We start from the raw sequence: 14,867 nt of genomic DNA on the forward strand, positions 1-14,867 counted from the left end.
CCCCCTAAAGGTTGCCTTAACAGGCTCCAATGCGTGGGGCGGGTCAGGGGGGGGCGTGTGCCCGCGCCGTTGCGCCGCCTTCAGGCGTGCTAGCCTGCGGCCATCGCGCCATGATTTCGGCCTGCCAAGGCTGGAGACGGGCGACACAACCGCAGCAGTTCAGAACCGCGTTTTTCCTGACTGCCCCAGGCCGCATCCTTCGGGCCACCGCTGCACTCAACACGCCTGGCCCCACCCACGGGCCGCCACGCACGGAGATTTTCAAATGACCCAGACAGACGACACCAAGACCCCCCACCTGGAAGTGATTCCGCTTGGTGGGATGGGCGAGATCGGCAAGAACATCACCGCCTACCGCTACGAAGACGAGATCATGGTGGTGGACGCCGGGCTGGCTTTCCCCGAATCCCACCAGATGGGCATCGACCTGATCATCCCGCGCATCGACTACCTGCAGCAGAACGCCGGCATGATTCGCGGCTGGATCCTGACCCACGGCCACGAGGACCACATCGGCGGCCTGCCGTACATCCTGCCCCGGCTGCCCAAGGTGCCGGTCTACGGCGCGCCGCTCACCCTGGGGCTGGTGCGCGAGAAGCTCTCGGAGTTCGGCATCAAGGAGCACGAGACCGATCTGCGCGAGGTGGACCTGAACGCCAAATTCAAGATCGGCAAGCACTTCGAGATCGAGTACTTCCGCATGACCCACTCGATTCCCGACAACGCCGGGTACATCCTGACCACGCCGGCGGGCCGCGTGCTGCACACCGGAGACTTCAAGCTCGACGAGCATCCCGCCGACGGTCAGCTGAGTGACCTGGGCCGCATCGAGCAGGCGGGCAAGGACGGCGTGCTGCTGCTGATCAGCGACTCCACCAACGCCGAGCGTCCGGGCCGCACCCCCAGCGAGGCCGAGATCGCCGTGAATCTGGAAGATGTAATTGCCAACTGCAAGGGCCGCGTGTTCCTGACCACCTTCGCCTCGCAGGTCAACCGGATCCAGAACATCCTGAACATCGCCCACCGCCAGAGCCGCCGCGTGATCATGGAAGGCCGCAGCATGCTGAAATACGCGCAGGTGGCGCAGGCCGTGGGTCACATGAACGCCCCCGATCCCTTCCTGACCAACGATGAGGTGGCCGGCATGCAGGACCAGCAGGTGCTGTACATCTGCACCGGGTCACAGGGGCAGCCCATGAGCGTGTTGAGCCGTCTGGCCTTCGGCAACCACGCCAAGATCGCCCTGCGCCGGGGCGACAGCGTGATCCTGTCCAGCAACCCGATTCCCGGCAACGAGGAAGCGGTCAACCTAGTCATCAACCGCCTGTACGAGATCGGCGTGGACGTGTACTACCCGCCCGCCTACAAGATTCACGCCTCCGGCCACGGCAGCCAGGAAGAACTGGCCACTGTGCTGAATCTGGCGCGGCCCAAATTCTTCCTGCCCTGGCACGGCGAACCCCGCCACCAGATCAACCACGCCAAGCTGGCCCAGACCCTGCCGCGTCCGCCCAAGCGCACCCTGATCGCCAAGAACGGCGACGTGATCCGCCTGAGCGCCGACGAGTTCAAGGTGACCGGCACCGTGCCTGCGGGCGCGGTGTACGTGGACGGCCTGGGCGTGGGCGACATCGGCGACGACGTGCTGCTGGACCGCGTGAACATGAGCCAGGAAGGCATCCTGATCATGACGGCGGTGCTGCACCCCACGCCGCATGTGGAAGTGGTCTCGCGCGGCTTCGTGCGCGCCAACCGCGATCTGGACAACCAGATTCGCAAGGTGGCCCTGGACGCCATTGAGCAGGGCCTGCGCGAGAAGAAGCGGCTGGAAGACGTGCGCGACGATATGTACGGGGCCGTGCGGCGCTTCGTGCGGAAGGTGACGGGCCGCAATCCTGTTCTGATTCCCATGATCGTGGACTGAGGTCACCAGCGACACGGATGGGGCCAGCTTCATGCTGGCCTCGTTCTTTTGTGGCGCGGTGCGGAACTGCTGGCGGCAGACCTGCTCTACGCGGACCTCGAAAAGAGGCCGGGACAGGCCCCAGACGCGCCTGACCTTTCTGTATGGACCTTAGCTGATGCGCGGCGTTCTCCACGGCCTGGGAGCGTCAGCCCGGGCCGCCCTGTTCGCCTCCCCAGCTAGCGGACTGAGACGGCATGGCTGTGGTCCTGAATGTTGCCGCAGTCGGCCTATGGACGCTGGCGGGAACGTTCGCCTGGGGACGCTTTCGAAGGACGCAGGCAGGAGGTCAGCGACAGAGGACGTGTGGGACGGGCGGCGGCACTGTTCGCGTGGCCTTTTAAAGACATGCGGCTGGCCCTGATCGCCGGGAGCGTCTGCGTTGGGCTGATCTGCCTGGGCAACGTGCTGATCGTTGCCACGGGCCAGGCCACCCCTGCATTCCCCACGTTTGCCCGTCAAGGACGCCCTATAATCGCGCGCATGGGCATCATTCCTTACGTGATCGAGCAGACCGGGCGCGGCGAGCGCAGCTACGACATCTACTCGCGCCTTCTGAAGGACCGCATCATCTTTGTGGGAACGCCCATCGAGTCGCAGATGGCCAACAGTATTGTGGCGCAGTTGTTGCTGCTGGACAGCCAGAACCCCGAGCAGGAGATTCAGATGTACATCAACTGCCCCGGCGGCGAGGTTTACGCCGGGCTGGCGATCTACGACACCATGCGCTACATCAAGGCGCCCGTAAGCACCATCTGCGTGGGCATCGCCATGAGCATGGGCAGCGTGCTGCTGATGGCCGGGGACAAGGGCAAGCGCATGGCCCTGCCCAACAGCCGGATCATGATTCACCAGGGTTCGGCGGGTTTCCGGGGCAACACCCCGGATCTGGAGGTGCAGGCCAAGGAAGTGCTGCACCTGCGTGACCGTCTGGTCAGCATCTACAACAAGCATACCGATCTGCCGCACGAGAAGCTGCTGCGGGACATGGAGCGCGACTACTTCATGTCCGCCGAGGAGGCCATGAAGTATGGCCTGATCGACAGCGTGATCGAGAACACCCGCCAGATCGAGGAGGTGGGCGCATGACCACCAAAGCCGGAAGTGGGGACCGCTGCTCGTTCTGCGGGCGGCAGCACCCCCAGATCGCGCAACTGATCGAGGCGCCGGGCCGCGCCGCGTTTATCTGCAATGAATGCACGGACCGCGCCGCCGATCTGGTCAAGCAGAACAAGAAGGCAGGCAGCGAGTTCGTGCTGGAAGAACTGCCCAGCCCCAAGGAAATCAAGGCGTACCTGGACGAGTTCGTGATCGGTCAGGACGAGGCCAAGAAAGCGCTGGCCGTGGCCGTGGTCAGCCACTACCAGCGGCTGGCGCACCCGGAAGTTAACCTGCAGAAGAGCAACATCCTGCTGGTTGGCCCCACCGGCACCGGCAAGACCCTGCTGGCGCAGTCGCTGGCCGAGATGCTGGAAGTGCCCTTCGCCATCGCCGACGCCACCACGCTGACCGAGGCCGGCTACGTGGGTGACGACGTGGAAAACGTGATCGTGCGGCTGCTGCAGGCCGCCGAATACGACGTCTCCGCTGCAGAGCGCGGCATCATTTACATCGACGAGATCGACAAGATCGCCCGCAAGTCCGAGGGCACCTCGATCACCCGCGACGTGTCCGGCGAGGGCGTGCAGCAGGCGCTACTGAAGATCATCGAGGGCACTGTCGCGCAGGTGCCGCCGCAGGGGGGCCGCAAGCACCCGCAGCAGGAACTGGTGCAGGTCAACACGAAGAACATCCTGTTCATCGTGGGCGGGGCCTTCGAGAGCATGTCCGAGATCGCCCGTGCCCGCACCAACGTCCGCGCGGTGGGCTTCGGCGCGGAGCACAAGGGCGAGGAGAAGGCCGAGTTGCGTTTCCTGCCCGAGGATCTGGTGAAGTACGGCCTGATCCCGGAGTTCGTGGGCCGCCTGCCGCTGGTGGTGCAGCTTCAGGACCTGGACGAGGAAGCATTGATCCGCATCCTGACCGAGCCGCAGGGCGCGATCATCCGGCAGTACCAGGCGCTGTTCGGCTTTCAGGAGGTGGACTTGAGCTTTACCGAGTCTGCCTTGAGGGAAGTCGCCCACCGCGCAAAAGAGCGCAAGACCGGGGCGCGTGGGCTGCGGGCGGTGCTGGAGAAGGCCATGACGGACCTGCTGTTCGAGCTTCCCGTCGAAGGCCTGCGCGAACTGCGTTTCGACGGCAAACATATTGATGCCCCACTGGTATTACTTGAGTCGAAGGGACTCAAGAAGTCTGCTTAAAAGGCAACCGAGCTTACAGCATCCCCGCGCGGTCACTCCTAGAATCCTGGGACACCCTGCGGGGGTGTCGTTTTTATTCATGTCCCCGCGTTAGACTGATCTATTCATCTGTCCCGCCCCCGCGGAGGCAGTTCCAAGGAGCAAGCATGATCTGGGAACTTCCCGTAGTCGCCTTAAGAAACATCGTGATCCTGCCTGGCGTCACCATGAACGTCGATGTGGGCCGCCCCAAGAGCAAGCGTGCCGTGGACGAGGCGCAGGCCAGCGACCGCCGCGTCCTGCTGCTGACCCAGCGTGACGCCCGCACCGATGATCCCACCAAAGCTGAACTGTACGACATGGGCGTGCTGGCCGTGGTCAAGCAGGTGGTCCGCATGCCTGACAACACCTATCAGGTGCTGGTCGAGGCCCAGGAACGCGCTGCTGTGCAGGACGAGGTGGCCGCCCCCTACATGCGCGTGCGCGCCGAGACCCAGCCCACCCCCGACGATGACAGCCGCGAGGTGGTGGTGCTGACCACCGAGGTCAAGTCGGCCTTCGAGGAGTACCAGCGCCAGAACAAGAACCTGCGCCTGGACAACTACCAGCTCGAGGGCATGAAGGCCCTGACCGACGGCGGCGCGCTGTCGGATCAGGTGGCCCATCACGCCACCTGGACGCCCGAGGAAAAGCAGGAGATCCTGGAGGCCGTGACGCTGCGCGCCCGCCTGGAGGCCACCCTCAAGTTCCTGACCCGCGACACCGAGCGCTTCAATATGGACAAGAAGATCGCCGGGCGCGTCAAAGAGCAGATGGACGCCAACCAGCGCGAGTACTACCTGCGCGAGCAGATGAAGGCCATTGGCAAGGAACTCGGCGGCGGCGAGGACGGCCCCGCCGAGGTCGAGGCCCTGCGCGAGAAGATCGAGGAAGCGGGCATGCCCGAATCGGTCAAGGAAAAGGCCCTCAAGGAACTGCTGCGCCTGGAACGCACCCCCGGCGGCAGCCCCGAAAGCACGGTGGTTCGCAACTACATCGACTGGCTGGTCGACGTGCCGTGGAGCAAGCGCGACGAGGAAGTGCTGGACATCGCCCGCACGCGCGGCATCCTCGATGATGACCACTACGCGCTGGACGACGTGAAGGACCGCATTCTGGAGTTCCTGGCCGTGCGCCAGCTGACCCAGAAGGACGGCGAGACCGAGGAACAGCGCAAGGAGCGCACCGCCGAGGAACGCACCGACGACGCCGAGTTGCGCGCCCCGATCCTGTGCCTGGTGGGTCCTCCCGGCGTGGGCAAGACCTCGCTGGGCAAGAGCATCGCCCGCAGCCTGAACCGCAAGTTCGTCCGCATGAGCCTGGGCGGCGTGCGCGACGAGTCGGAAGTGCGTGGCCACCGCCGCACCTACATCGGCTCGATGCCGGGGCGGATCATCCAGTCGATGAAGAACGCGGGCGTCACCAACCCGGTGATCCTGCTGGACGAGATCGACAAGATGAGCAGCGACTGGCGCGGCGATCCCTCCTCAGCCATGCTGGAAGTGCTGGATCCCGAACAGAACCACACCTTCCAGGACCACTACCTGGAAGTGCCCTACGACCTGTCGCAGGTGATGTTCATCACGACGGCCAACACGCTGCAGACCATTCCCCGCCCGCTGCTGGACCGCATGGAAGTCATTCAGATTCCCGGCTACACCCAGGTGGAGAAGGTGGAGATCGCCCGCCGCTACCGCGTGCCGCGCCAGATCAAGAGCCACGGGCTGCTGGGCAAGCTGGAAATCACCGATGGGGCCCTGAACCGCATCGTCGAGGAGTACACCGCCGAGAGCGGCGTCCGTAACCTGGACCGCCAGATCAGCAAGCTGGCCCGCAAGGCCGCCCGCCAGCTGCTGGAACAGCCCTGGGAGGGCGTGAAGGTCATCGATGCCCCGCAGGTCTCCGACTACCTGGGCGTGCCGCTGCACCGGCCCGACAAGATGGAGAAAGAGCCGCAGGTGGGCGTGGCGCAGGGGCTGGCCTGGACCAGCGTGGGCGGCACCATGCTGCTCGTCGAAGCCCTGGCCACCCCCGGCAGCGGCAAGATCAGCATGACCGGCAGTCTCGGCGACGTGATGAAGGAGAGCGTGGGGGCGGCCGTGGCCTACCTGCGCGCGCACGCCGCCGAGTACGGCGCGGACCCCGACTTCCACAAGACCATGGATCTGCACGTTCACTTCCCCGACGGCGCGACGCCCAAGGACGGCCCCAGCGCGGGCATCACGATTGCCACCGCCGTGATCAGCGCCATCACCGGACGCCCGGTGCGGATGGACGTGGCGATGACCGGCGAGATCAGCCTGCGTGGGCGGGTGCTGCCCATCGGTGGCCTCAAGGAGAAGCTGCTGGCCGCGCACCAGGGCGGGATTCGTGAAGTGATCTTCCCCAAGGACAACGAGCCCAACCTGCAGGACGTGCCGGAAAGCATTCGCGGTGACCTGACGCTGCACCCCGCCGAGCGCGTGGGCGAGGTGCTGAAGCTGCTGCTGCTGCCCAGGCCGCAGAGTGATCAGCCGACCATGCCCCCGTCGCAGAACAAGACCGTGACCCAGCCGGGCGCCTAAGCCTGAAGTGCCAGAACGCCGCCCCTCCCTTTGAACGGGAGGGGCGGCGTTCTACTGCCGCCTGACAAGGCCTCAGCGTTTGGTTCTGCCGTAGCCGGCGGCGCCGCCGCCGTAGCCTCCGGTTTCAGGGGTGCTGGTGGCGGCCATCCGGCCCGTTTCGCCCCAGCTGGTGCCGGTGCTGGCCGCTGACGACGCGGAGGGAGGCGGGCTGTAGCTGGCAGGCGGCTGGTTCCCGGCAGCGGCCCCACCGGGGTCGTTGGCCAGCCGGGCGAATTCCTTGGGGTCCACGGCGCGCGAGGCCCCCACGTCGAAGCTGATCATGCGGCGGCGGTACAGGTTGGCCAGGAAGGCGTCCATGGTGACCATGCCCTCGCGCGCGCCGGTCTGCATGACGCTGGTGATCTGATAGGTCTTGCCCTCGCGGATCAGGGCGCGTACGGCAGGATTGGCGATCAGCAGCTCGTAGGCCATGATGCGGCCCTGGCCGTCCAGACGCGGCAGCAGCTGCTGGGTCATCACCGCCACCAGGTTGTTGGCGAGCTGCACCCGGATCTGCTCCTGCTGCTCTTCGGGGAACACGTCCACAATGCGGTCGATGGACTCCGGGGCGCTGTTGGTGTGCAGCGTGCCCATCACCAGGTGCCCGGTCTCGGCGGCGGTCACGGCGGCCCTGATCGTCTCGTGGTCGCGCATTTCCCCCACCAGGATCACGTCGGGGGCCTGACGCAGCACCGCGCGCAGGGCGTTGTCGAAGCTCAGGGTGTCCGAGCCGACCTCACGCTGGTTGATGATGCTCTGCTTGTGCTGGTGCATGAACTCGATGGGATCCTCGATGGTCATGATGTGCATCTTCTTGGTGGTGTTGATGTGGTCGAGCATGGCCGCCAGCGTGGTGCTCTTGCCCGAGCCGGTGGGTCCGGTGACCAGCACCAGTCCGCGCGGCGCGCCTGCGATATCAACCACCGTCTGTGGCAACCCCATCTCGGCGGCACTCTTGATCTTGGTGGGAATCAGACGCATCACGCCGCCCACGTTGCCGCGCTGCATAAAGCAGTTGACGCGGAAACGGGCGCGGTCGCCCAGCGCGAAGCTGAAGTCCAGTTCCCGGCGTTCCTCGAAGGTGCGCTGCTGCTTCTCGTTCATCATCGAGTACATCAGCTTGCGGGTCTCGGCGGGCATCAGTTCGGCGAAGCCCAGCGGGCCGTACACGCCGTCGATCTTGAACTGCGGGGCCATGCCCACAGTCAGGATCACGTCGGACGAGCCCTTCTCGGCAGCCAGGCGCAGGATGTCGGTGATGTCGGCGGGGGGCTGGGTCATACGTACCTCGGCGGTGGGTGGGGGAGAGGAATCGGTGGGAAGCCGTCAGAGGAAAGACCTTTGCGGCGCGTCGTTACAGGGGCTAGTTGCTGGTCACCGCCAGCACCTCTTCCAGCGTGGTCACGCCCTGAAGGGCCTTCTCGATACCGTCGGTGCGCAGGGTTTTCATGCCGCTCTTTTCCAGGGCGACGTCGCGGATCTCTGTGGCCGGTCTGCCCGAACCGATGGCGACGCGCAGCGGTTCGTCCACCACCATCAGCTCGTGGATGCCCATGCGGCCCTTGTAGCCGGTGCCGCCGCAGCGCGCACAGCCGGCCCCGCGCATCAGCGTCGCCCCGCGCACGTCGCGTTCGGTGATGCCCAGGCGGCGCAGCACGTCCGGATCGGCATTGGTGGGGGCCTTGCAGTCAGGGCAGACCTTGCGGACCAGGCGCTGGGCCAGCACCCCCACCACCGAGGCGCTGATGTTAAAGGGCTCCACGCCCATCTCCTCCAGACGCACGATCGCGCCGGGCGCGTCGTTGGTGTGCAGCGTGGCCAGCACCAGGTGGCCGGTCAGGGCCGCCTCGACGGCAATCTTGGCCGTCTCGGTGTCCCGGATTTCCCCCACGAAGATGATGTCGGGGTCCTGCCGCAAAAAGGCCCTCAGGGCGCGGGCAAATGTCAGGCCCGCCACCGGGTTGACCTGCGTCTGGATGATGCCCGGAATCTCGTATTCCACCGGGTCCTCGATGGTGGTGGTGTTCTTCTCGGGCTTGGCGATGCGCTTGAGGGTGGAAAAACTGGTGAACGACTTGCCCGAACCTGTCGGCCCGGTGACCAGGAAGATGCCGTTGGGCTTGTCGATCACGTCCAGGTAGCGCTGGAAGTTGTGATCGGAAAAGCCCAGCTGCTCGACTGTTGGAATGTTGCTGGCCTTTTGCAGCAGACGCATCACGGCCTTCTCGCCGTACACGGTGGGCAGCGTGGACAGCCGCAGGTCGATGTCGATGCTGCCCTTCTTGAAGCGCACGCGTCCGTCCTGCGGGACCCGGCGCTCGGAAATGTCGAGGTTGCCCATGATCTTGATCCGGGCCAGGATGCTCTGGGCCGCGCCCTTGGGCAGCTCGTTCTGCTCGCGCAGGACGCCGTCTATCCGGTAGCGCACACGCAGGCCGTACTCGGTGGGCTCGATGTGGATGTCGCTGGCCTCCTGCAGGGCCGCCTCGCGGATCAGGCCGTCCACCACCTTGACCACCGCGTTGTCGTCGAAATTGGCGTTCACATCGACGTCGTTGCCGCGTTTGGCGTCCTTCTCGCGCTGCAGCGATTCGGCCTGCAGGCGCTGGTTCAGGTCCGCCATGCCCAGGTTGCCGAAGTAGCGCTCGATCAGCCGGATGATGTCCTTCTCAGCCATCACCGCGGGAATGATGTCGCGCCCGGTGATCAGCTTGAGATCGTCCAGCGCAAAGACGTTGCGCGGGTCCTTCATGGCGATGACCAGCGCCTCGCCCTGTAACCTGACCGGCACCACGCCGTAGCGCCGCGCGGTGGGTTCGGGAATCAGCAGGGCCACCTTGGCGTCCGGCGGGTTCTGGACCGGGTCAAGGAATTCGTAGCCCAGCTGGGCCGCCAGCGAGCGCGCCAGCATTTCCGGTGACAGCTTGCCCGACTGCACCAGCGTGTCTTCCAGTCGGCCGCCGCCCACGTTCTGCTTTTGCAGGGCGCTGTCGATCTCGGCCGCTTCGGCAAAGCCCAGCTCCACAATCACCTCGCCCAGCGGCTTAACCTTGCCCTGGCGGGCCTGCACCTGCAGGGCCTCGCGCAGCTGCGCGCGCGACAGGGTGCCTTCCTGCACCATCTGCTCGCCCAGCCGGCCACGTTGCGGGTAGAAGCGCTCGATCAGCACCTCCAGGTCGCTGGGCCGCGCCAGAATCAGCTGGACAGGTCGCCCGATCAGCGTCCCGATGTCCTCGCGTTTGCGGGGATCGCTGGCCACCACGACCACGTGCTCGGCCGTCTCGTCCACAGGAACAGCCGAGAGCCGCAGCGCGTCGGCACGCAGCATGCTGCCCAGCACGTCCTCGGCCGGCTGGAAGTCCCGCGGATTTTTCAGGTAGATGACATTGTTCTTTTCAGCCAGCACCTCGTACAGCTGGTCTTCCGTGATGGCCTTCTGGGCCACCAGGGTGGTGCCCAGCGGCTCGCCAGTCTGCTGCTGGGCGTCCAGGGCCACCTGAAGCTGCGCGTCGGTGATCAGCCCGCGCGCGATCAACTCCTGGCCCATCTGGCCGCCGACCGCCTCCTCGCCGGCGTCGGCGGGGGCCACAGCCGTCAGGCCCAGTTCGGGGTAATGCAGCGCCACCGCCCACAGCACCTGCTCGCGCAGCGCCTGGTACGGCTCGATCAGCAGGTTGCTGTCGTCCTCCAGCGTTTCCAGCGCCAGGCTGGACAGCGGGTCCACCAGCGCCACGCGCAGGGTGCCGTTTTCCAGCGCGAAGGGAATCGCCTGGAGGTTCAGCGCGGTCTGTGCCGGAATCGCTGCCACCGCCGCCGGGTCCGGCGTGATGGCCAGCAGGTTGACCAGCGGAATACCCAGCGCCTCCTCGATGGCCCGCGCGATGCGTTTCTCGCCCACCAGCCCGGTATCAATCAGAATCTCGGCCAGCCGTCCGCCGACTTCGGAGTGACGCACCAGCGCCTTTTGCAGGTCGCCGTCGTTGACGTACCCCTGTTCAAGCAGAATCGCGCCCAGTCGGCGGTCACCGATAGAAAGTGCCATGTCGTCCCTCCTTGCCGTGCAGATTGAAACTGTTGAACGTGAAACCGTGTCTTGGGTCCAGATGTCTGGTCCGGGTGGCCCGCTCGCTCTCAGGTCTTCCAGTCATGCCCGTATCTCCTGAGCACCAGCCGTTCGAGTTGCCGGGCCACCCGCGTGTGGGGCAGCGCATTGCTGATGATGGGCCGCACCAGAATGGTGTGCATGCCGCTGAGGTTGCCGCCCAGCACGTCGGTAAACAGCTGATCGCCCACCATGCCGGCCTGATGCGCGGGCAGGCCCAGTTCGGCCAGGGCGCGGCGGTACGCGCGGGGATGCGGCTTGCCGGCCAGCCCCACGCCGGAGAAGCCCAGCCGCTCCAGCCAGAAGGCGGCGCGGCGGCCCGTGGCGTTGCTGAGCAGGTACAGCCCGGTCCCGGAGTCGCGCAGTTCGCGCGCCCAGCGGAACATCCCGGCAGCGGCAGCCTCCTCATAGCTGCCGTAGGGAACCAGCGTGTTGTCCAGGTCCAGCAGCAGTCCGCGCAGGCCGCGCCGTGCCAGAAACTCGGGCGTGATGTGCAGGATGTCGTCAATCACATCGTCGGGACGCAGGAGGCTCATGCTGAAGTTCCTGCGCGGAGGCCAATTACAGCCCACATCCGCCCGGTCTCTCCGGCGTCGCGGCGGTACGAGTAGAAGTCAGATTCGGTGGAGCAGCGGCCCGAGAGCCAGATGTTCTCCTCGTTCACGCCTGCGCCCAGCAGCACCGCCCGGTTCGCGCCTGCCAGATCGAGGTGAGGCTGCCCACCCCTCTCATGGATGAAGTCGCCCAGGCCTGCCTCTGCAAATTTTCCAGCCACCTCGGCTCCCACGCCGTAGCGCTCGCCGCAGATGCCGGGGCCGACGGCGGCACGGATGCGCTCAGGCCGTGCGCCCAGCGCGCACATTGCCTGCACAGTGTTCTGCGCAATGCGCCCCAGCGTGCCCTTCCAGCCAGCGTGGGCCGCGCCAATCACGCCTGCCTCCGGGTCTTCCAGCAGCAGTGGGTAGCAGTCCGCCGTGCCAATTGCCAGCAGCACGCCCGGCGTCCTGCTCACCAGCGCGTCCCCGGTCCAGAGGCCTGGGCCATCCACCGCGATCACGCTCGTTCCATGCACCTGGTCCAGCCGGGCAAAGTGGGCCGCGTCAAAGCCTAGGGCGGCAGCCAGTCGGCGGCGGTTCTCGGCCACCAGGGGCGTGTCGTCCTCGCGGTCGTCGAGGTTCAGGCCCCGGTAGGCACCGACAGAAACGCCACCGACACGCGTGGAAAAGGCGTGCGGCGCGTTCAGGTGTGGCGCAGTCAACAGCATCAGTGTCCCAGTATCTTCCCGCATCTCTCACTGGATTCTGACGGCTCTCCCCCCCATCCGGGGGATGACAGGAGCCAATCGCGCGGTCCCGGCTTGCACCCGCTCCAACCTCTGCCCGTCCGGCGGCGCTAAAGTCTGCTGTAGATGAGCGTGCAAATTGACCTGAAAGACAAGACGGCCCTAGTGATGGGCGTGGCGAACGGGCGCAGCCTGGGCTGGGCGATTGCCGAGCAACTGCTGGCGGCAGACTGCCGGGTGGGCTTTTCCTACCAGGGTGAGCGCCTCAAAGGAGAGCTGGACAAGCTGCTGGCGGGCCGCGAGGGCGTGTGGACCCAGCAGGCCGACGCCACCTCCGAGGAAGACCTGAGCGCCCTGTTTGCCCGTGTCAAGGAGGAATTCGGCGGGCTGGACTACCTGGTCCACGCCATTGCCTACGCGCCGCGCGCCGCGATGGAGGGCCGCTTTCTGGACACCACGCCGGAAGACTGGAACACCTCGTTGCAGGTCAGCGCGTACTCGCTGGTGGCGATCTGCCGTCACGCCGAGCCGCTGCTGCGGGAGGGCAGCAGCGTGGTCAGCCTGACCTACCACGCCTCGCAGCAGGTGGTGCCCAAGTACAACGTGATGGGCGTGGCCAAGGCGGCGCTGGAAGCCGCCACCCGTTACCTGGCCGCCGACTTCGGCTCCCGCGAGATCCGCATCAACACCATCAGCGCCGGACCGATGCGGACCATCGCCGCCCGTAGCATCCCCGGATTCGGCGGGCTGTACGACAAGGGCGCGCGCAACGCCGCCTTCGGGCGCAACGCCACCTCGCAGGAGGTGGGCAAGCTGGCCCTGTTCCTGCTCTCGGACCTGGGCAGCGGCGTGACCGGACAGACGATGTACGTGGACGCGGGCCTGAGCATCATGACGGTCAAGGAAGACTGAGCCGGCTGGGCAGGTGTGGACGGTGGGTTGCCCTGGCCGTTCGGTCACCGTAGGGGCACGGCCCAGGGCGTACTCTTAACCCATGAGTGCGCCTACTGCTGCCCCGGCTGCCCCGTCGTTTGCTGCCGAAGAACAACAGGACCGTTTCGCCTACAAGTTCGGCCAGGAAGGCATCACCTTCGATGACGTGCTGCTGCAGCCGCGTCACTCCACGGTGCTGCCGCACGAGGTGAGCGTGGAAGCGCAGCTGACCCGCCGGGTGCGGCTGAACATCCCCTTCGTCAGTGCAGCGATGGACACCGTGACCGAGACCGGCATGGCGGTGGCGATGGCCCGCGAGGGCGGCATCGGCGTGATTCACAAGAACATGGACATCGACGCGCAGGCCGAGATGGTCCGCAAGGTCAAACGGTCCGAGAGCGGCATGATCGTCGATCCCATCACGCTGCCGCCCCACGCCACGGTCGGTGAGGCCGACCGCATGATGGGCGAGTACCGCATCAGCGGCGTGCCCATCACCGATCCGGCGGGACGGTTGCTGGGCATCATCACCAACCGCGACATGCGGTTTATCGATGACCACTCCACGCCGGTGCAGGACGTGATGACCCGCGAGGGCCTGATCACCGTGCCGGTGGGCACCACGCTGGAGCAGGCGCAGGAGATCTTCAAACGCCACCGCATCGAGAAACTGCTGGTGGTGGACGAGGGCAACATGCTGCGCGGGTTGATCACCATCAAGGACCTGACCAAGCGGGTCAAGTACCCCAACGCCGCCAAGGACGAACTGGGCCGGCTGCGCGTTGCGGCGGCCATCGGGGTCAGCGCGGACCTGATGGACCGGGCCGGGGCGCTGGTGGGGGCCGGGGCAGACGTGCTGGTGCTGGACAGCGCCCACGGCCATAGCCAGGGCATCCTGAACGCGCTGTCCAGGGTCAAGGACGCCTTCGACGTGGACGTGATTGCCGGGAATGTCGCCACCCGTGCCGGGGCCAGGGACCTGATTCTGGCGGGGGCCGACGCGGTGAAGGTGGGCATCGGGCCGGGGTCGATCTGCACCACCCGCATTGTTACCGGCGTCGGCGTGCCGCAGATCACCGCCATCTTCGAGGCCAGCGCTGCCGCGATGGAAGCCGGAATTCCGGTGATCGCCGACGGCGGCATCAAGCAGACCGGTGACGTGCCCAAGGCCATTGCGGCGGGCGCGGGGGCTGTGATGATGGGCAGCATGCTGGCCGGCACCGACGAGGCCCCCGGCGAGAACATCCTGCGCGACGGACGGCGCTACAAGAGCTACCGGGGCATGGGCTCCCTGGGCGCGATGGACCAGGGCAGCAGTGACCGTTACTTCCAGAGCGGCAGCCGCAAGTTCGTCCCGGAGGGGATCGAGGGCATCATCGCCTACCGGGGCACGGCGGGCGAGGTCATCTACCAGTTCGTCGGCGGCCTCAAGAGCAGCATGGGCTACTGCGGCGCACCGGATCTGCAGGCCCTGCGCGATCACGCCCAGTTCGTGCGGATCACCGGGGCCAGCCTGATTGAGAGCCACCCGCACGGCGTTACCATTACCAAGGAAGCACCAAACTATGGGGGGCGCTGAATCCATGTTTCCGGCAGGGCTTGGCCTGATGCCTGAATAGGCCGGTGCTGGAAAGCAAAAACCCCACACAGCGGTGGGGTGTTCAAC

The 14,867-nt window shown here is 66.1% G+C and carries 10 protein-coding genes; 6 read left to right on the top strand and 4 right to left on the bottom strand.

Annotated features, from left to right (window positions below; genetic code table 11):
• Positions 1–265: 265 nt before the first annotated feature.
• The 4 genes from IEY31_RS10005 to lon all read left to right on the top strand — a co-directional run bounded on the left by IEY31_RS10005 (position 266) and on the right by lon (position 6,845).
• Positions 266–1,924: a ribonuclease J gene (locus IEY31_RS10005; protein ID WP_188971498.1), complete on the top strand. Its 1,659-nt coding sequence runs from the start codon at positions 266–268 to the stop codon at positions 1,922–1,924.
• A gap of 522 nt (positions 1,925–2,446) precedes the next feature.
• Positions 2,447–3,052 (top strand): ATP-dependent Clp protease proteolytic subunit, encoded by a 606-nt coding sequence (gene clpP, locus IEY31_RS10010; protein WP_188971500.1) that lies wholly within the window; start codon positions 2,447–2,449, stop codon positions 3,050–3,052.
• Positions 3,049–4,263, top strand: coding sequence for an ATP-dependent Clp protease ATP-binding subunit ClpX (gene clpX / locus IEY31_RS10015; protein WP_188971503.1), 1,215 nt, complete (start codon positions 3,049–3,051; stop codon positions 4,261–4,263). The genes clpP and clpX overlap by 4 nt, the downstream gene beginning before the upstream one ends.
• Positions 4,264–4,409: 146 nt before the next feature.
• Positions 4,410–6,845: an endopeptidase La gene (gene lon / locus IEY31_RS10020; protein ID WP_188971505.1), complete on the top strand. Its 2,436-nt coding sequence runs from the start codon at positions 4,410–4,412 to the stop codon at positions 6,843–6,845.
• Positions 6,846–6,917: 72 nt separating this feature from the next.
• On the opposite strand, the gene IEY31_RS10025 is transcribed toward lon, so the two are convergent.
• The 4 genes from IEY31_RS10025 to pgeF all read right to left on the bottom strand — a co-directional run bounded on the left by IEY31_RS10025 (position 6,918) and on the right by pgeF (position 12,274).
• Complete coding sequence (locus IEY31_RS10025; RefSeq protein ID WP_188971507.1) at positions 6,918–8,165, bottom strand: type IV pilus twitching motility protein PilT; 1,248 nt, start codon at positions 8,163–8,165, stop codon at positions 6,918–6,920.
• An 82-nt stretch (positions 8,166–8,247) separates the two neighbouring features.
• Positions 8,248–10,926 carry an ATPase, T2SS/T4P/T4SS family gene (locus IEY31_RS10030; RefSeq protein ID WP_188971509.1) on the bottom strand — a complete coding sequence of 893 codons (2,679 nt, stop codon included), beginning with the start codon at positions 10,924–10,926 and terminating at the stop codon, positions 8,248–8,250.
• 89 nt (positions 10,927–11,015) lie between these two features.
• Positions 11,016–11,522, bottom strand: coding sequence for a YqeG family HAD IIIA-type phosphatase (locus tag IEY31_RS10035; protein WP_188971511.1), 507 nt, complete (start codon positions 11,520–11,522; stop codon positions 11,016–11,018).
• The gene (gene pgeF, locus IEY31_RS10040; protein ID WP_188971513.1) at positions 11,519–12,274 is read right to left on the bottom strand and encodes a peptidoglycan editing factor PgeF; all 756 of its coding nucleotides are present in this window, start codon (positions 12,272–12,274) and stop codon (positions 11,519–11,521) included. The genes IEY31_RS10035 and pgeF overlap by 4 nt, the downstream gene beginning before the upstream one ends.
• Positions 12,275–12,394: 120 nt before the next feature.
• On the opposite strand from pgeF, the gene IEY31_RS10045 reads away from it, so the two are divergent.
• Together IEY31_RS10045 and guaB are read left to right on the top strand one after the other, a co-directional pair.
• Positions 12,395–13,180, top strand: coding sequence for an enoyl-ACP reductase FabI (locus IEY31_RS10045; RefSeq protein WP_188971515.1), 786 nt, complete (start codon positions 12,395–12,397; stop codon positions 13,178–13,180).
• Between the two features lie 82 nt (positions 13,181–13,262).
• On the top strand, positions 13,263–14,780 hold the full coding sequence (guaB, locus tag IEY31_RS10050; protein WP_188971517.1) for an IMP dehydrogenase: 1,518 nt from the start codon (positions 13,263–13,265) through the stop codon (positions 14,778–14,780).
• Positions 14,781–14,867: the final 87 nt, after the last annotated feature.

It is taken from the genome of Deinococcus aerolatus, assembly GCF_014647055.1.
GTDB classification, from domain to species: Bacteria; Deinococcota; Deinococci; order Deinococcales; family Deinococcaceae; genus Deinococcus; species Deinococcus aerolatus.